The sequence below is a fragment of the Neobacillus citreus genome (genome assembly GCF_018343545.2).
GTDB lineage: Bacteria > Bacillota > Bacilli > Bacillales > Cytobacillaceae > Neobacillus > Neobacillus citreus.
This window is the reverse complement of record NZ_JAGYPE020000091.1, coordinates 1-17447: the sequence shown is the minus strand read 5'-3', so window position 1 is coordinate 17447 and position 17447 is coordinate 1. Positions and strand designations below refer to the sequence as shown.

General features: G+C 40.6%; 15 protein-coding genes. 4 read left to right on the top strand and 11 right to left on the bottom strand.

Features of this window, described 5'->3' with window-relative positions; genetic code table 11:
* Positions 1–108: 108 nt before the first annotated feature.
* Positions 109–726, bottom strand: a complete 618-nt coding sequence (locus KHB02_RS27765) for a GntR family transcriptional regulator (RefSeq protein ID WP_213145213.1) — start codon at positions 724–726, stop codon at positions 109–111.
* A 158-nt stretch (positions 727–884) separates the two neighbouring features.
* On the opposite strand from KHB02_RS27765, the gene KHB02_RS27760 reads away from it, so the two are divergent.
* Positions 885–1451 (top strand): DUF2238 domain-containing protein, encoded by a 567-nt coding sequence (locus KHB02_RS27760; protein ID WP_213145212.1) that lies wholly within the window; start codon positions 885–887, stop codon positions 1449–1451.
* A 15-nt stretch (positions 1452–1466) separates the two neighbouring features.
* Complete coding sequence (locus KHB02_RS27755) at positions 1467–2045, top strand: DUF2238 domain-containing protein (protein WP_213145211.1); 579 nt, start codon at positions 1467–1469, stop codon at positions 2043–2045.
* Positions 2046–2078: 33 nt separating this feature from the next.
* Here KHB02_RS27755 and KHB02_RS27750 read toward each other — a convergent pair whose 3' ends face one another.
* The 8 genes from KHB02_RS27750 to KHB02_RS29865 all read right to left on the bottom strand — a co-directional run bounded on the left by KHB02_RS27750 (position 2079) and on the right by KHB02_RS29865 (position 10198).
* Entirely contained in the window at positions 2079–3440 is a 1362-nt protein-coding gene (locus KHB02_RS27750; RefSeq protein WP_213145210.1) for an aspartate kinase, read from the bottom strand.
* A 170-nt stretch (positions 3441–3610) separates the two neighbouring features.
* Complete coding sequence (locus KHB02_RS27745; protein ID WP_213145209.1) at positions 3611–4231, bottom strand: NUDIX hydrolase; 621 nt, start codon at positions 4229–4231, stop codon at positions 3611–3613.
* Between the two features lie 110 nt (positions 4232–4341).
* On the bottom strand, positions 4342–5505 hold the full coding sequence (locus KHB02_RS27740; protein WP_213145208.1) for a homogentisate 1,2-dioxygenase: 1164 nt from the start codon (positions 5503–5505) through the stop codon (positions 4342–4344).
* 40 nt (positions 5506–5545) lie between these two features.
* A complete protein-coding gene (gene hppD, locus KHB02_RS27735) occupies positions 5546–6661 on the bottom strand; it encodes a 4-hydroxyphenylpyruvate dioxygenase (RefSeq protein WP_213145207.1) in 1116 nt (371 codons plus the stop codon).
* Positions 6662–6882: 221 nt separating this feature from the next.
* Positions 6883–7677 (bottom strand): ABC transporter ATP-binding protein, encoded by a 795-nt coding sequence (locus tag KHB02_RS27730; protein ID WP_213145206.1) that lies wholly within the window; start codon positions 7675–7677, stop codon positions 6883–6885.
* On the bottom strand, positions 7652–8683 hold the full coding sequence (locus KHB02_RS27725; RefSeq protein WP_213145205.1) for an ABC transporter permease: 1032 nt from the start codon (positions 8681–8683) through the stop codon (positions 7652–7654). Before KHB02_RS27725 ends, KHB02_RS27730 begins: the two co-directional genes overlap by 26 nt.
* A gap of 162 nt (positions 8684–8845) precedes the next feature.
* On the bottom strand, positions 8846–9844 hold the full coding sequence (locus KHB02_RS27720) for an ABC transporter substrate-binding protein (protein ID WP_213145204.1): 999 nt from the start codon (positions 9842–9844) through the stop codon (positions 8846–8848).
* A gap of 222 nt (positions 9845–10066) precedes the next feature.
* Positions 10067–10198 carry a hypothetical protein gene (locus KHB02_RS29865; RefSeq protein ID WP_277398402.1) on the bottom strand — a complete coding sequence of 44 codons (132 nt, stop codon included), beginning with the start codon at positions 10196–10198 and terminating at the stop codon, positions 10067–10069.
* Between the two features lie 232 nt (positions 10199–10430).
* Between KHB02_RS29865 and KHB02_RS27715 the strand changes: the two genes are divergently transcribed.
* The gene (locus tag KHB02_RS27715; RefSeq protein WP_213145203.1) at positions 10431–10967 is read left to right on the top strand and encodes a cupredoxin domain-containing protein; all 537 of its coding nucleotides are present in this window, start codon (positions 10431–10433) and stop codon (positions 10965–10967) included.
* Between the two features lie 2 nt (positions 10968–10969).
* On the top strand, positions 10970–12448 hold the full coding sequence (locus tag KHB02_RS27710) for a cbb3-type cytochrome c oxidase subunit I (protein WP_213145202.1): 1479 nt from the start codon (positions 10970–10972) through the stop codon (positions 12446–12448).
* Between the two features lie 38 nt (positions 12449–12486).
* On the opposite strand, the gene KHB02_RS27705 is transcribed toward KHB02_RS27710, so the two are convergent.
* A complete protein-coding gene (locus tag KHB02_RS27705) occupies positions 12487–13647 on the bottom strand; it encodes a cation:proton antiporter (protein WP_213145201.1) in 1161 nt (386 codons plus the stop codon).
* Positions 13648–13855: 208 nt separating this feature from the next.
* The gene (locus KHB02_RS27700; RefSeq protein WP_213145200.1) at positions 13856–17257 is read right to left on the bottom strand and encodes a hypothetical protein; all 3402 of its coding nucleotides are present in this window, start codon (positions 17255–17257) and stop codon (positions 13856–13858) included.
* Between the last annotated feature and the right edge of the window lie 190 nt (positions 17258–17447).

The following is a 17447-nucleotide window of genomic DNA, read 5'->3' as shown; positions in this document are numbered from 1 at the left end:
AAGCTAACCACTACTACTGCCTTCGTGGCTCGGGACTTACACCCTAGAGACTGCACCCATGCCGGGCGCACAAACAACAGGAGGCTGACAAAACGTCGCCTCCTGTTCTTATTCCTGTATAAAATGAACCACCCTGTCATAGGTTTCCTCGCTGCCAATCACGAGCAATACATCCCCTTCTAGAATAAGCGCGTACGGTCCTGGAGAGATTACGAGGCCTCCCTGTCTTTTGATCCCAATTACTGTGCCTCCAGTGTTTTGCCAAAATTTCAAATCCGAAATAGTCTTGCCGATATGGCTGCAGGTTGGAAGAATTTCTACTTCAATCGGGGCAAGCGGATTCGTGTGACGAAGTTTCCCTGAATAATCCAATATTTTTCGAAGCGTATCAAACAACTGGTCATCCAGCTTATTTCGTTCCAACATAAGTGTATTCATTTGTTTTTCTAATTCCTTAATGCTAGCCAGATTCGAAAAACGTGAAATATATTTAAAAGCATTTTCACGGGATGAGATGACAATCCCGCTTCCCTTTGTGGACTGGACAATTTCCACATCCTCCAAAATTTTGATGGCCCTCCTGACTGTTTCCGGAGATACCTTGTAATCACTAGCCAATGTCGATCTTCCATGAATCTTATCGCCAACTTTAAATTCCCCATCGTAAATTCGATTGGCTAAATCGATGGCGATTCGTTCATATGTCGGTATTTGTGCCCTTTGCATAAGAAGCCTCCACAAAGTTATTCAATATAAGTTACTATCTATTCCAGTATTACTATACATTTTTAATAAGCTGTTGGCGAGTGCCGGATACATACTCGGGTAAAATCGGAACATAATGGGCATAATATCAGGCAGGACTCTTGTAAAGAGGTGCAATTATGTGGCGAAAGGTTCTTGCTGTTTTAAGTACGATTTTTATTTTATTTATGGCTGTCCTATTTATTATATACATTATGAAGGGGGACTCAACCAGATGGCAGGTAGCTCTCGGTGGAATACTAGTCAGCGCCCTTCCACTTTTTTTATTGCGTTTTAAAAAGAATCCCTTCAACCTTCCCATTATCATAGGGTATTATTTCTTTTTATTTTGCACGTTATATTTAGGGTCAATCTCCAGTTTTTATTTACATTACAAATGGTGGGATTCCACTCTTCATTTTTATAAAGGGGTGTACGTAGGGATTGTGGGAATTGCCTTATTTAAGAATATGATTACAACGAAGGCTCGAAATGATGTCTCCTCTTGGATTCTTTTCCTTTTCGTCCTCTCATTATCCGTTTTGGCCAGTGCACTATGGGAGATTTACGAATTTTTAGGAGATATCACCTTTACGCACACCATGCAAAGAGGCGGGAATAAAGATACGATGCTTGATTTGCTATTCGGTCTTGCAGGGGGTATTCTCGTGGCTGTTTATGCAAAAGTTAGAAAACAGACTGTGTAGGTTGGGGTGGCATATATGAATCGAAAACTTGTCCTTTTATTAAGCGGATTATACGTAATTTTCATGGCAATTTTATCTGTCTATTATCATAATCAGGGGCAATCCTTTAAATCAACCGTAGCCATAGGCGGCATTGTATGCGGCGCAATCCCGCTTCTCTTGGCGTTATTTACAAAACTCCAATTTAATCTGCCCATCGTCATTTCCTATTTAATTTTTTTAGTGGGCTCACAATATTTGGGTTCTATTCGCGGCTGGTATGGGCTCGGCTGGTGGGACACCTTTATGCATGTGGTCAGCGGGGCAATTTTAGCTTTTGCCGGCATCGCCTTATATGAACGGCTGATACACAGGTCCGCCGGAGAAGATATATCTCCCTGGTTTGTGTTTTTATTTACGTTATCATTTGCCGTTCTCGGCGGTGTGCTATGGGAGGTTTATGAATTTAGCTGTGACCAGTTTTTGGGGATGACTCTACAAGGCGGAGGGAATAAGGATACGATGACCGACCTAATTGCGGACACCCTTGGCGGTTTAGTGATTGCGATATGGTCCGGGATAAGGACAAAGATAAAACTGAACAAGGGAAGATAAAAGCAGCCCCAATCACTAAGGCTGCTTTTTAACTTATACGGTCACCGCTGTAAAAAACTCCTCATAAATCGCCTTTACAGCTCTTTTTTCATCAACTGATTTCACACCAAACATCATGCTAACCTCGGATGAACCTTGATTAATCATTTCGATATTAACCTTGGCTTTTGCCAAGGCCTTGGAGGCTCTGGCCATTGTCCCTACATTTCGGCGCATTCCCTCTCCAACTACCATGATCAGAGAAAGTCCATGGACAAGCTTTACTTCATCTGCGTGTAGTTCTGTTTTAATACGCTGCAGAATTTCCTTTTCCATTTCCCCGTCAAACTGGTTTTCTCGTAAAATCACAGAAATATCATCTATTCCTGACGGCGTATGCTCATATGATAATCCGAAGTCTTCTAAAATCCCGAGAAGTTTACGTCCGAAGCCTACTTCACGGTTCATTAAGTATTTGCTCACATAAATGCTGCAAAAGCCTTTATCACTGGCAATCCCGATGGCTGGCCCGTTGGTGTTTTCCCGCTCAGCCACAATCCTCGTACCTGGGGCACTTGGATTATTAGTGTTCTTGACATGAACTGGGATTCCCGCACGGAAGGCCGGCACAAGTGCCTCATCATGCAATACACTAAAACCTGCATAGGAAAGCTCCCGCATTTCTCGGTATGTTAATTCCTTTATTTCCTTTGGTTTTTCAACAATATAAGGGTTAACGGAATAAACGGCATCCACATCCGTAAAGTTCTCATACAAATCAGCCTTTAAAGCATTCGCGAGAATGGAACCAGTAATATCGGAGCCGCTTCGTGAAAAGGTAAAAACTTCACCTTCTTCGCTGTAGCCAAAGAATCCTGGAAAAATTAAAATGCCAGGCTGATTACGGAGTGCAAATAAGCGTTCATATGCTTCAGGCAGTGCCTGTGCATTTCCCGGTTCTGGGCTTACAACCAGCCCAGCCTCTTTCGGATCGACATAATAGGCCTCAACTTCCCGCTTGCGGAAAAATGCTGCCACCAATTTGGCATTATTATCTTCACCAGCGGCTTTTAACCGGTCTATGTAACGATCAGGCTTATCCTTGTCACCGTTCAATCTTGCGAATAAATCATCCTCGATATCTGCAATGATTTCTCCTGGAAGCGAAAGCTCCTCTGCAATATCCCGATATCTTGCTAGAACGGTGTTAATTTCTTCTACAGGATTACTGTTTGCCAGCGATTTTTCGGCACATGTTATTAATAAATCAGTTACTTTTATATCTTCCGGGTTCCGCTTACCCGGTGCTGATACAACAACCACTTTTCGTTCAGGATCTGACATGACAATTTGGAATACCTTTTCAAGTTGTTTTCCTGAAGCTAAAGAGGAGCCCCCAAACTTAACGACCTTCATTCTGACATCTCCTAATTTTTAAAAATATAAACTTAATTTTAGTACAATTTTGAAATTATTCAAGTGTTTTTTCCGTTATATGTGTACAAATGTTCATTCCAGGTGGACATTTACAAAAAACGAGAAAAAAACAGTGCATTTTACGATAAACACACTGCCTGAGTGAAAGCTTATTCTCCGCGGATTAGCTCAATAAAATGGGCAAGAATTCTGGCTGTCAATCCCCAAATGACTTTATCTTCATAAAGATAGAAATATTCCTCCATCCCTCGTGCACGCCAATTATAATTCTCACCGCCAACAATCAAATCAAACGGAAAATTTTTTTCCGGCTCCATTTTAAATTCAATATGATAAACTTCCGGCTCTTTTTCAAAAAAGAAGGACAACGGCACGGTAAATACTTCTCCAACTTCAGATGGATTTGGGTTTACCTTTTCCGGATTCTTTATGAACCCTGCATAAGGATATATAATCATGCCAAAGGGCGAAACCATGTAATCAAGCGGATAGACTTTTGATATCTCTTCTCTGTCAATCCGGAGTTCCTCATTTGTCTCACGGATGGCAGCGGCTTCAGCGTCCTCGTCATGGGAATCAATCTTTCCGCCAGGAAAACAGATTTCACCCGGCTGTCTTTTTAACTGAAGAGACCGAACCTCAAATAAGACATGAACTTCATCACCTTTTAATACTAGCGGCACCATAACCGCATATTTTGAAAATTTCTTGCTCCCTAGTATTTCTGGAGTATGCTCCTTTAATTTTGCTAATATAGCTTCCAATTTCATTCATTTCACCTCTCACAAAAACCTCTATCTAAAGCATACCATTTTTATTAAAATAATCCTCCTTAAATGAAAAAACAACCCAACCTTAATGTTGGATTGCTTCAGCCATTCTATTCTTTCCTTTCGTACCAGGAATACATATAGGCAGGGTCCTCATATTCATGAGCATTTTTTACAGCCTTCAATGGGTGAAAGGTATCAATCATAACAGCCAATTCAAGTGTCTCTTTCTTCCCAATGCTCGCCTCCGTTTTCCCCGGGTGAGGTCCATGCGGAATTCCGCTCGGGTGCAGGGTAATCGATCCTTCCTGGATACCCTTACGGCTCATAAAATTGCCCTTTACATAATAGAGAAGCTCGTCACTGTTTACATTGCTATGATAATATGGTGCCGGGATGGCCTCAGGATGATAATCGTAAAGACGCGGAACAAATGAACAAACAACAAAATTGTTTCCTTCAAATGTTTGATGAACCGGCGGTGGCTGATGAATCCTTCCTGTAATTGGTTCAAAGTTTTCTATATTAAAGGCCCACGGGTACAAATAACCGTCCCAGCCTGCCACATCAAGCGGATGATGGCCAATAATGTGCGAATGGATAGCCTCGCGTGACTTCGTTAACACCTCGAATTCCCCAGATTGATTATAGGTTTCTAACCTTTCCGGACCGCGGATGTCCCGTTCGCAAAACGGACTATGCTCCAGCAGCTGCCCGTATTCGTTCCGATAACGCCGAGGTGTCGTGATTTGACTGAATGCCTCAACAAACAGCATCTTTGTCGGTTCAGCACCTTTAGGAATCAATCTGTAAATTGTTCCTATCGGAATGAGCAGGTAATCACCTGGTCCGTACGATAACGTCCCAAACATCGTCTCCAGCTTTCCTGTGCCGGTATGAATAAACAGCATCTCATCTCCGTCACCATTTCGATAAAAGCTGTTTATCCCTTCTGTGACAGTCGCTGTCCCGATTAACAAATCTTGATTTCCCAAAAGGTACTCTCTTGCGTTTAAGAAATCTCCACGCCTGTTAATTTTATTTGTAAAAAAATGCCGATGCTTAAGCGGTTGCTGCTCTTCATATTCCGGAAGATAACTGCCCTTTAGTTCCACTTTTACAACTTCTGTCGGCATATAATGATGGTAAAGAATTGATTGTGTGCCGGAAAACCCCCTGGTACCCATAACCTGCTCTCTATAAAGGCTCCCATCCTCTTTTTTAAATATCGTATGCCGCTTGCGGGGCAGCTTTCCCATTTGACGGTAGTACATTCTTCACCACGCCCTTTTAAAAACAGCTAATATTCTATTTTTATAGATTTCCTCTTTTCTCCTGCTCCCGTTCAATGGATTCAAATAGAGCCTTAAAGTTTCCTTCACCAAAGCCCCTTGCCCCTTTACGCTGGATGATTTCAATAAAGAGGGTCGGACGGTCGACAATCGGCTTTGTGAAGATTTGCAGCAAATATCCCTCATCATCACGGTCTACTAAAATATTCAATTCACGCAGTTTTCCAATCTCTTCATCAATCTTTCCAATCCGCTCTGCTAATGAATCATAATAGGCTCCCGGAGTAGATAGGAATTCCACACCATTTTTCCTTAACGCCGTTACCGTTGAAACGATATCCTCAGTTAAAATGGCCAGATGCTGAACCCCCGGGCCATTATAGAATTCCAGGTATTCTTGAATTTGCGACTTGCGCTTACCCTCTGCAGGTTCATTAATCGGGAATTTGATTCTACCGCCGTTATGCATCACTTTTGACATGAGTGCCGAATATTCGGTTGTGATATCCTTATCACTAAAATGCTTCATTTCCTTAAAGCCCATCACCTTGGAATAGTACTCTACCCATTCCTCCATGCTTTCAACATTGCCAACAACATGGTCAAACCCAATTAAACCTGTTTCCTCTACCGGCAGATTGTTAGAATAAGGCTTATACCCAGGTAAAAAGGCACCTTGATATTTTTTCCGTTCTATAAGCGTATGAATGGTATCGCCGTAGGTACCGAGAACGGCTTTTTTCACGACACCATTTTCATCTTTCATTTCAAATGGAGCGGCAATTGCAATAGCTCCTCTGTTTACTGCCTCCTCAAAGGCCTTTGTAACATCGTCAACCAGCAGGGCCACATCCTTTACGCCGTCACCATGTTTTTTAACAAATAGTGCTGTCCGCGTATTTTCTGTGTAGGATCCGGTAAGAACAAGGCGGATATTTCCCTGTTTCAATACATAGGAAACGTTTTCGCGATTCCCGGTTTCAAGCCCGGAATAGGCAATTGGCCTAAATCCAAAGGCAGTACAAAAATAATGGCATGCCTGCTTGGCATTCCCGGTATAAATTTCTATATAATCCACGTCCCTCACTGGGAAAAAGTCCTCGACCAACTGCTCTGCTCTCGATATCCTTTCTTTCATGTTTTACCCCCCTTAGCTTTATTTATAATATAAATACATTGTAAAAAGAGGCAGCCTATTCCCTCAAGAATAGAGTGCAAAGCAATAACGCTTTGAGGCATTAAACACTAATTTTTTTAAAATAAAAAAGAAACATACCAGACAGCGGTATGTTTCTACTATTTAAGTGTTGGAAATGTATTTCAATAAAATATTGTCCGTCTTTCCAGCAAAAAAATTTTTTACGAGAGGACGGCCCGGTCGCTAGCCATTTGGACGCCGCGGATTCGTTTGAATTCCTCGAGTAATCCTTCAATAGTTAGACCTTTCTTCTGTTCCTCGTTTACTTCTAAAATTATTTGACCTTTATCCATCATAATCAAGCGGTTCCCAAGGTCTATAGCCTGCTGCATATTATGGGTAACCATTAAGGTAGTAAGCTTATACTTATCGACGATTTCCTTTGTCAAATTCGTAATTAACTCTGCACGAGATGGATCAAGGGCAGCGGTATGTTCATCCAAAAGGAGAATGGATGGCTCTGTGAACGTTGCCATTAATAATGATAAGGCTTGACGTTCCCCACCTGACAGGAGCCCGACCTTTGCACTGAGACGATTTTCCAGTCCAAGATGAAGCGACTCTAAAACCTCCCGGAAATAATCGCGGCGTTTTTTTGTAACACCCCTGCTAAGGGTTCTTGTTTTATTCCGGGAATATGCCATTGCCAGATTCTCTTCAATTGTCATGCTTGGTGCGGTACCGGCCATCGGATCCTGGAAGACGCGGCCAATCATTTTGGCACGTTTATACTCGGACATTGTGGTCACATTTTTACCGTCGATAAAAACTTCCCCAATATCAGGTAGTATACCGCCGGAAATAATATTCATCAGCGTTGACTTACCCGCTCCGTTACTTCCGATTACTGTAACGAAATCTCCCTTTTTCATAGTTAAATTAATATGATCAATGGCAATCTTTTCATCCGGCGAACCTTCGTTGAAAATTTTATGAATCTGATTTAACTGCAGCATGATTTTCACCCTTCCGCTCTACAGATGCTTGCATTACGCCCAGTTTTTCTGCTTTTCTGCGAGTTTTCCGCTTTTTCTCTTTTGAACGCTCAATAATCTTAGGTGTTGTCAAAGCAAGAATGACAATTATGGCGGTTATCAGCTTCATATCTCCTGGATCGAGGAATTCAATTCTTAGTGCCATTGAAACAACAATCCGGTAGATAATGGAACCTCCAATAACAGCAAGTGTAGTTCTGGCAATTGTTTTAGTACCGAACAATGCTTCACCAATGATAACAGATGCAAGCCCGATAATAATCATACCAATACCCATTCCGACATCCGCAAAACCGCCTTGCTGGGCAATCAGTGCTCCGGAAAAAGCTACCAAAGCATTGGAGAGTCCCAAACCAAGAACAGTCAAAAGATTTGTATTGGCCGAAAAACTGCGGATCATCCGCTGATTATTTCCTGTCGCTCTGACAGCAAGCCCGATTTCCGTTTGTAAAAACCAATCAGTCAGGAATTTAATCATAAAGGTAACCACAAGCATGAAAATAAGAATGCCCCATGTTTCAGGAAGACTGTCACCTAAGCCTGCTGCCGTTAGCAGTCCGTTAAGGAAAGAATCAATTCCTGATTTTTCGAAAATATCGCCAATTTTCGTGAAGGCTGTATCCGTATTTAATAATGGAATGTTGGAACGCCCCATGATTCTTAAGTTAATGGAGTAGAGGGCAATCATCATTAGAATACCGGCAAGCAGATTGTTAATTTTTCCAAAGGTATGCAGGATCCCGGTCATACATCCAGCAAGAAAACCGGCAAATAAAGCCATTATAGTTGCTAAAAAGGGATTCGCTCCCCCCGCAATCATGACCGCGGCAATAGCGCCTCCTGTAACAAAACTTCCATCTACCGTTAAATCCGGGAAATCTAGAATACGAAAGGATAGATAGACGCCCAGCGCCATAATCGCATAGATGATACCTGCCTCGAATGATCCAAATATGGCTGTAAACATTGTGTTCATCCTTTCCTTTTTTGACATTTAGCCAAAAACAATTTGACCTACATTAATTTGTGTCAAGCACATAAGGAGTCAATCCTAAAGAAAGATTGACTCCTGATAATCTATTCGTCACTCTTATTTGTCTAGCTCCAGCGCCTAGGCGCTTCCGCTTTTCTATTTCCCGTCATAAAACTCGCCAAGCTTGCTCCATTCTTCTTTCACTTCAAGTCCTTGAGCTTCGGCAGCTTTTTTATTAATGACCAATTTTAAAGTCTTCGGCAGCTCAACCGGAATTTCGGAAGTTTTTTTCTTTCCGGATAAAATGTCAGCAGCCATTACACCAGATTGATAGCCAATGTCATAATAATTGAATCCAGTTGCTGCAACGGCACCTTTTTTCATAGAATCAAGTTCACCGACAAACAGAGGAATCTTTTTGCTGTTAGCTACGCTGATAACTGAATCAAGAGCCGTAACAACCGTATTGTCAGTCGGTACGTAAATGGCATCCACTCGGCCTACCAAGGATTCAGCTGCCTGCTTAACCTCTGAAGTATTGGCAACAGAAACCTCTACAAGCTTAGCACCCTTCTCTTCTACTAATTTCTTGACCTCTTTTACTTGGACTTCGGAATTTTGCTCACCGGAGTTATAAATGACGCCAACATTCTTGGCTTTTACTTCATCCGTAATGAAATTTATTGTTTTCTTTGTTGCTTCTGGATGGTTATCAGTTGTTCCTGTAATATTTTTTCCAGGCTGGTCAAAAGCTTTTACTAGACCTGCGCCAACCGGATCAGTTACAGATGTAAAAATAATTGGAATGTCTTTTGTTGCATTCAAGGCTGCTGTAGCACTTGGAGTAGCATTTGCAAAGATTAAATCAACCTTGTCACCTACAAAATTCTTAGCAATTGTTTGGGTGTTGTTCATATCTGCTTGAGCATTTTGTTCATCAAACTTCACTTTGATTCCTTTGTCTGCTAATGCCTTCTTAAAGCCTTCTGTTGCTGCATCCAAAGAAGGGTGCGGTGCAAACTGGCTGATTCCGACTTTAAATTCCTTATCTGCCCCGCCTTTTTCCGAGCCGCTGGAAGTTTCCTTACTTCCACAGCCGGCAAGAAGCAGCATTCCGGCTAGAGCTATGGAAAGACCTTTTACTTTTTTCTTCATTAAGTAATCCCCCTAATTTATTTTCTAAAAATTAATTATATTAAAAATTATTCTAGTATTTTTTTAGTACAAAAGCAATAGAAAATTCAAAATTTATTTTTTGCTTTAAAGCGGCAAATCAAAAGAGTTTCACTGTTTTAGTATTTTTTTTAATAAAAAAAACCTTCCAATAATGGAAGGCAAAATCTATAAAAAGTATTCGGAGGAACTAGGTCCTAATTTTTACCAATCTTTTGTACAGTCAAGCAGCTTGTCAATTTCTACCGGTTTCAATTTTCCAATATTTTTCTCAGATGTTAGATCTGAAGTAGCTTCTAGTAATTTGTCAATGTCAATCAATAAGGTTCCCATCATCTAACCTCCCGAGTATAGTAATTTACTAAAATATTCGAATACGTTATGTAAATGTTGGGGGTACTTTCCTATTTTTTTTGAAAAAAAGTTATTTAAATAGGAAAATTTTCAGTTTTACTGGAATGTATGATTTTTTTCACTATTTTGTCACAAGAAGGACATTAAAATGTAAAGGAATAACAAGTTGTTGGGGGATGACTTGTTTTTTGAAACAATATTGGGAGGGGATTTCATGTACCAATCTATTGCATGGTACGCTACACTGTTCTTTGTTTTCCTCATTGCACTTGCTTTTTCTTTCGTTTATGGGGAGTCGAGGAAACAACGAGAGTATGGGCCTATTCAAGAGAAAGGCTACAAAATCCGGAAGTTTTATTTTTTAGGGCTTGTTGCTGTGATGGGGTTCGCTACTGCCCTGTCATTAAGTAAACTGCCTTATCATGCCCAGCATGCCAAAGCAGATACAAAAAGCAAGATTGTGGATGTTGCGGGGATGCAATTTTCCTGGGAACTAAGTGATGACCACTTTGTCGTTGGAGAACCTGTTCAGTTTCGTGTCACTAGCAAGGATGTAACCCATGGATTTGGACTATATGATCCAAACATGCAGTTAATTGCCCAGACGCAGGCAATGCCTGAATATACCAATGTAGTGGAGATAACATTTACAAAACCGGGCACCTACAAAATATTATGCTTGGAATATTGCAGTACCGGACATCATGTCATGATTAAGGATATTGTCGTCAAGCCAAAAGGAGGTAACTAAATTTGAGTAACAATGCACGTAAATCTATTAAAAAAGGCGTGGCTTTTTCGTTAGTGGTTACCTCAGTTGTACTGGTTCTGATGATGATTTTCGGCGTAATTATGCTATTGAACCAAGGAAATGTTGTTAAAATTTCACCGGAGATGTTTTATAAGGTGATGACCATTCATGGAACAGGTATGATTGGAATTGCTTCATTGGGCGGCAGTGCCATCATGTGGTACTTTCTATCAAAATATATCCAATTAAATCATAAAGTCTTTTTTGTCAATTTGGCCTTGTCTTTAATTGGTGTTGTTTTAATTCTGACCGCCATTTTCGGATTTAATTTTTCGGATGGATGGACGTTCCTGTACCCGCTTCCATCGTTTTCAGCAAAATTCAAAGGGATGACTGGGGCATTGTTGTTCCTGTTTGGGCTTCTAATTCTTGGTGTCGGCTACCTTGTTATGTATTTCTATTTGGCAGCAAGACTGATCAAGGAATACGGCGGCTTAGGAAAATCTCTGGGCTGGGATTATATCTTTAGAGGGAAACAGGGATATGGACCGCCGGCGGCAGTTGTGGCAACAACAATGGTAATTATCGCCAATTCAGTTGGAATTCTTGCTGGTGCTACTGCACTAATGGAATCAATCATAAACATTATCAATCCAGATTTCACCTTTGATCCGATGCTTGCAAAGCATTTGACCTATGCGTTTGGCCATATTTTCGCTAACTGTACAATTTATATGGCTGTTATTGCGGTTTATGAAATCCTGCAGGAATATACAGGACGTCCATGGAAATCAAATAAAGCCTTTTTGATTGCTTGGAACTTCTCTACCTTATTCACACTTATGATTTATACTCACCATCTGTTAATGGACTTTGCCGTACCGCGATGGATGCTGATTATCGGACAAGTATTTTCCTATGCGAACGGCCTTCCTGTCATGGTAGTAACAGCCTATGGCGCCTTAATGATTATTTTCCGCTCTAGCGTGAAATGGGATTTTGCCTCAAGCATGATGTTCCTGGCGATGTTTGGCTGGGTGGCAGGCGCTGTACCGGCTATTATTGATGCAACCATTGTCGTTAACCATGTCATGCACAACACGAAATGGGTTCCCGGCCATTTCCATACCTACATGGGAATGGGCGTAATCGCGATGATTTTCGGTTTCATGTATTACTTCAATAAAACAGAAGGTTCTCAGAAACAAACAGGTTTTGATAAATTAGCTATTTCCACTTATTTTATTTTCTTTACCGGATTGGTTGGTTCATTCCTTTATGCCGGAAAAATCAGTGCACCGAGAAGGTGGGCCGTGCACTTACCTGAGTGGACAGGATCTGACCAAGTGGGGGCATTGTGCGGGATTTTCATTATTGCTGCAGCCTTAATATTTACCACCAGATTTATAATGGGATTGCGGAATGTTGGCAAAAAGACACCTGACAATACACTGTCAAGTCCATTAAAATCTGTCAGCTGATACGGCAAGAGGCTGCCCCAGGAGGGCAGCCTCTTCCTTTATGCCGTACTCTTCATTGCATTTTGCTTGACGCCTCGCTGAAAGAAAAACTTCATCATTGGCGGGGTTACAATTGTAGTCACAAGAACAACGATAACTAGGATGGAAAATAGCTGCTGGTTAATTAATTTAGCCTCAATACCGATTGTGGCAAGAATCAAAGCAACCTCACCTCGGGAAACCATGGCTGCACCGATTCCAAGCGAACTGTTCCATGAGAAATGGGCCATTTTAGCGCCCGCAGCTGCACCAATAAGTTTTGTTAAAATAGCAATTATGCTAAGGACAATAATAAGACCGATATTTTGCGCAAGGCCTTCGAAGCTAGCCTTTATACCAATCGATGTAAAGAACACTGGAACAAAAATTGAATAGCCGATTGTTTCCACCTTTTCAAAGACTTCCTTTTTGAAGTCTGTTAAACTGATCGCCACACCGGCAATATACGCACCAATAATGGCTGCCACACCAGTTACCTCAGCTAAATAGGCATAAAGAAAACAAATGATTAATGCCGCGGAAATGACTGACTCGGTAACCTTTAATGGGGCAAACTTTTTTAAAATCCATGGAACAAGCTTCCACGCCGCTAAAATTGCACCACCGAAAAAGAGCACCTTTTTAATAATGACTATGCTTAAATTCACATCGCCGCCAGCCATGCTCATTAAAAACGCCAGTGCAATAATAACCACGACATCATCGATGACCGCTGCCCCAAGAATTGCTGCTCCCTCTTTTGACTGCATTTTATTTAACTCTTTAAGCGCCTGGACAGAAATACTGACACTTGTGGCGGAAAGAAGCAGCCCTAAAAATATGGCTTCTATCGTGGTCATATTCATGAGAATTCCGGCCAGAAAACCGACCGCCAAAGGAACAATTATTCCGCTTAACCCCACAAAGGTGGCAGCTTTTCCTGAACGCTTAAATTCATCCAAATCTGTTTCCATGCCGGCAATGAACATTAACAAAATGACTCCTATTTGGCTGAGCTGTTCTAGTGTCGTTGTTTCATCGACTAGCCCTAAAACAGCCGGCCCTAGAATAATACCGATAACCAGTTTTCCCAACACAGAAGGCTGTCCCAGTCTGACACTGATATCCCCCGCTATTTTGGAGGCAATTAAAATAACCGCCAATTGAAATAATAATTCCATCAAAATCACCTTTCCTTCTAAAAAATAAAAAAGAGTCTGAATTTTACAAACAGACTCTTCACAAAAATGGAAACAAAAAAAGCCTGTCAACAAAGGGCATACGTATCCCTAAGTGACAGACTCCTCCTAAATGACAAATATTAAGTTAACACTATAGTAACAGACTTTATGGTATTTTTCAAGAAATATAGACAAAATTCCAGATGGGTTAATCCCATCTCTTGATTCGATCAATTGTCATTTCCTTTAAAACAGTAATAAAAGTCGTTTCCCCTTTCAGGAGTTTTTGTTTATGCCATTCGTTAAAGCTGGCTACAGTAATCAGAATAAGTCCGGCGATTAACAAATAAGCCCACCATGGCATATTCCCCCAATAAGGTCTTGTCTGCAAAAATACATTCAGAAGTAAAACACCTGCACCTGTAAAAAAGTAAGCTTTTATTTGCAAATACATTCCCGCAAGCATGGACAGTAAGGAAAGGGAACCAAGAATAATGGCATCATAAATAGTATTGCTTGCCAGCCCATCCTGGATTAATAATAATGAAACAATGATAAGGACGGCCCATTGAATCGTTTTAGTTATTTGTGAGTACCTGCCTTTTAATAAGCGGCGAATAAATATCACCAGGACAATGAAAGGCAGTACCTGAACTTCCCTCGCCCATAAAAGAGGAATATCGAGGAGCCCAATAATGGCATAGTATGGCTGCAATAAATAAGCGAGGCCAATTATCCCCATAAAAACCGAGAAGTTTGCTGGTACTCTTTTTCTTTGCAAGAAAAAGTTACCGGCAAATAATATGCCAGGGAGAGCATGACTCCATAGTGATTCATCCATAAAGAAGTACATAAGCCAAAAATACAAAAAGGAAATGATGGTATAGCCGTCTATATTGAAAGTAATAAGATTTGTTCCCTTGGTTATCAGCTTTTCGTATACCTTATGGCCAATTGCCGACATCAAAATCCCCACCTCGCCTGAAAGGAGCAAGTTTTGTACAGGGGTCAGGTCACCTAAATAAGAAAATTGTGCCGTTGCCGCAAACAAGAAAAACAACGGAATGATACCAAGCACATCCCATTTTGTTTTATGCAAATAAAGTAATGTGACCAAAGTGTATGCAATTATCACGATATAAGGCTGCCAGGTAAACGGATACGTCCAAAGAAGACAGCCAATTCCGAAAATAGCGAATGGAATCAAGTAGTTGGCCGTTCTCTTTTTATATTCATCATTCACCAGCAATGAGAATAATAGAATTAAAGCCGCTGTAATTGGGAATTCATACAATCCCACAACAGAATCCAGCCATTTATCCATACCAGTTGAAATTAGTAAAAATAACGAAGTAAAAGCACCGTAAAGGAATATTTTGATATTCCATTCTTTTTTGGCCAAATTTGCACTCAGACCGTATACAATCAATGATATGGCAAAGCTATATAGCGCCTCCGTGTGATAAAGAACCAACGTAGATGCCAGCGCAATTGGATATAAGATATGCCCCGTCCAAACAAAGGCAGCTGACAAGACGGAATCTATTTTTCTGGTTAAGTAAGCGATCCCCAGCAAGAAAACTGCACTTGTTGTAGCCATTAAGGAACTCGTGAGTTGGCCAAATTCAAACTTTAGGGAAACGGAATGGATGACCGAAAAATAAACTAACATTGTGTTGATGCTTACAAGAAACGGTGCCCACTCCGTTCCAATCTTTTTATATAGGTAAAAGTAAAGTGCAACGCCAATTGCAATAATTATTGGCTGTACCCATAACTGGTTAACTGGCCCAAATAAAGCATGGGCAATGGCAATCGCATAAAGGCTGGCCGATGAAAAAAGGGAAGTTTTGATTAACTTTTTCTCACTCCACTTTTTCCAAAGTACTGCTGATAAGACCACCAGAATGGCCCCTGCCGCAAAATTGACAGCATTTCCAAACTCAACAGAATAGTATTCATTTCGTATATTTAATTCCTGTCCAAAGCTAACCAATGAAAAACCAAGTGAAACTGGCAGAGTCCAAAGAGCCATTTCCTTAAAAATAACGCTTGCTTCCTTCTTCAAAATCAAATAAGTGACCATAACCGTTAGAAGCAGCATAACCCCAAGCTCCCACCATTGGTTAAACAGGATAGCGGCCATTAAGCTAGCAGTCATTACTGCTAAGCCAACATCCTTGGAACTTGTATGAATAATAGATAGCCATTTAACTCTTACTACTCCGATTAAAGTGAACAAGAGGAATCCACTGCAAAATATCGATAATAAAATATCAATACCTTCGATTTTCCATAAGACTAAATAGATTGCCTCATAAAGTCCTGATGCCATGAAAGCAGAACTTAAATATGGAAACAGTTTTTTTCCGCTGCTATAAGCTAAATAGATAAAGTTTGCTGCTATGATAAAATAGGCAAGCATTAGTACAAGAGAAGGACTTCCGGAGCGGAGTAAAATGCCCTCCAAGCTAATATAAATAAAAGCAAAACCAGAGATAATGGCACTTGTATATTGAAATACCCGATCAAGTGAAAACTTATTATCTAGCGCTTTCGGAATAAACACAAAGGCAAAACCGATTAAGGCATAGACAATCTCTCCAAAGTAATCCAGGAAACTGTTTTCAATCAACTGATAAGCTCCATAAACAATCATCACACTAAATATGAAGTGATATTCCTTTCTTCCACTTACATACATCATCGATAAATAAACCACAGCGGTCAAAAGAAGGTTAAAACTATAGAGAACCTCATTGTCATATAAAAACAGCATGAATAAGGTGCAAAGGACGAGATTGACCTGTATAAAGGGCACAAATTCTTTGGTAAACAATTTATAAGTTTCTTTGCCTTTAAGCTGGTGATAAATAAAAATAACAACCGCATTAAACAGCATCATCCCAAAATAAAAGAAGTCGACATTTAGTTTTAGTCCTGCCAGCAAAAAAGCAGCACCCGCAGAAACCGATACATAGGAAAACCAGACGAACAGCCTGGATCCCAAGTTTTTGGCGAAATGAAGATAAACAATGACAGGAACAATACTCCCCAGCATACCAAGCAAATATCTGCCTTCTCCATTGATGGATAAATACCCGCCTAATAGTCCAAACCAGCCTAACGATAAGATAAAAATAGGCAGAAATAAACTCCCAAGAACAATAAAGGCAAACGCTGTTTTTTCAATTTTCAGTACCTTTTTTGCAAGCATGGCGATTCCAAAAAACATTAATGCAACCACTGCAATGGATCCGCTTTTCATCACACTTGTCATGGATTCCCAATTGCTTGTGGCTACGAATAATCCGCCAATCAACAAAAAGATAACTCCAATGTTTAATGACCAAGTGATATTTCTCTCACGAATCTCTTCCGCTGTTAGTACCTTTTTAGCCTTTTGGGGTTTTGGTTCCGTTTTTTTGACAGGCTCCGTTTTTTTCGTTTGAATAGGTATTCTCTCATGTTCTAATAAATCCAAATGGTATTGATGGTGTGCTTTTGCAACCGTTTCGACGATTGCCTCAGAAAGGTATCCTTCTTCTCTAAGAGTGAAAAGCTCCTGGCGAAAAATTTTTCGCCTCTCTTCTCTTTTGCTAGGTTCCATTTCATCACCTTCTCCATTAATGAACATTTTTCCACTAAATACAATTATATCCCTTTAGTGAAATTTTACACTATTATTAGGATTTTTCAACATTTTTATTTCAAAAATTAGGAAATCGAGTAGGAGGGGGTGACTAACCCCCGACCTCTCACACCACCGTACGTACCGTTCGGTATACGGCGGTTCTATT

What these genes read in the sequence shown, in the direction of transcription:
- KHB02_RS27750 (WP_213145210.1), bottom strand. Translation starts at nt 3,440, where the DNA reads ATGAAGGTCGTTAAGTTTGGGGGCTCCTCTTTAGCTTCAGGAAAACAA.
- KHB02_RS27715 (WP_213145203.1), top strand. Translation starts at nt 10,431, where the DNA reads ATGTACCAATCTATTGCATGGTACGCTACACTGTTCTTTGTTTTCCTC.
- KHB02_RS27765 (WP_213145213.1), bottom strand. Translation starts at nt 726, where the DNA reads ATGCAAAGGGCACAAATACCGACATATGAACGAATCGCCATCGATTTA.
- KHB02_RS29865 (WP_277398402.1), bottom strand. Translation starts at nt 10,198, where the DNA reads ATGATGGGAACCTTATTGATTGACATTGACAAATTACTAGAAGCTACT.
- KHB02_RS27700 (WP_213145200.1), bottom strand. Translation starts at nt 17,257, where the DNA reads ATGGAACCTAGCAAAAGAGAAGAGAGGCGAAAAATTTTTCGCCAGGAG.
- KHB02_RS27725 (WP_213145205.1), bottom strand. Translation starts at nt 8,683, where the DNA reads ATGTTTACAGCCATATTTGGATCATTCGAGGCAGGTATCATCTATGCG.
- KHB02_RS27720 (WP_213145204.1), bottom strand. Translation starts at nt 9,844, where the DNA reads ATGAAGAAAAAAGTAAAAGGTCTTTCCATAGCTCTAGCCGGAATGCTG.
- hppD (WP_213145207.1), bottom strand. Translation starts at nt 6,661, where the DNA reads ATGAAAGAAAGGATATCGAGAGCAGAGCAGTTGGTCGAGGACTTTTTC.
- KHB02_RS27730 (WP_213145206.1), bottom strand. Translation starts at nt 7,677, where the DNA reads ATGCTGCAGTTAAATCAGATTCATAAAATTTTCAACGAAGGTTCGCCG.
- KHB02_RS27745 (WP_213145209.1), bottom strand. Translation starts at nt 4,231, where the DNA reads ATGAAATTGGAAGCTATATTAGCAAAATTAAAGGAGCATACTCCAGAA.
- KHB02_RS27760 (WP_213145212.1), top strand. Translation starts at nt 885, where the DNA reads ATGTGGCGAAAGGTTCTTGCTGTTTTAAGTACGATTTTTATTTTATTT.
- KHB02_RS27705 (WP_213145201.1), bottom strand. Translation starts at nt 13,647, where the DNA reads ATGGAATTATTATTTCAATTGGCGGTTATTTTAATTGCCTCCAAAATA.
- KHB02_RS27740 (WP_213145208.1), bottom strand. Translation starts at nt 5,505, where the DNA reads ATGTACTACCGTCAAATGGGAAAGCTGCCCCGCAAGCGGCATACGATA.
- KHB02_RS27755 (WP_213145211.1), top strand. Translation starts at nt 1,467, where the DNA reads ATGAATCGAAAACTTGTCCTTTTATTAAGCGGATTATACGTAATTTTC.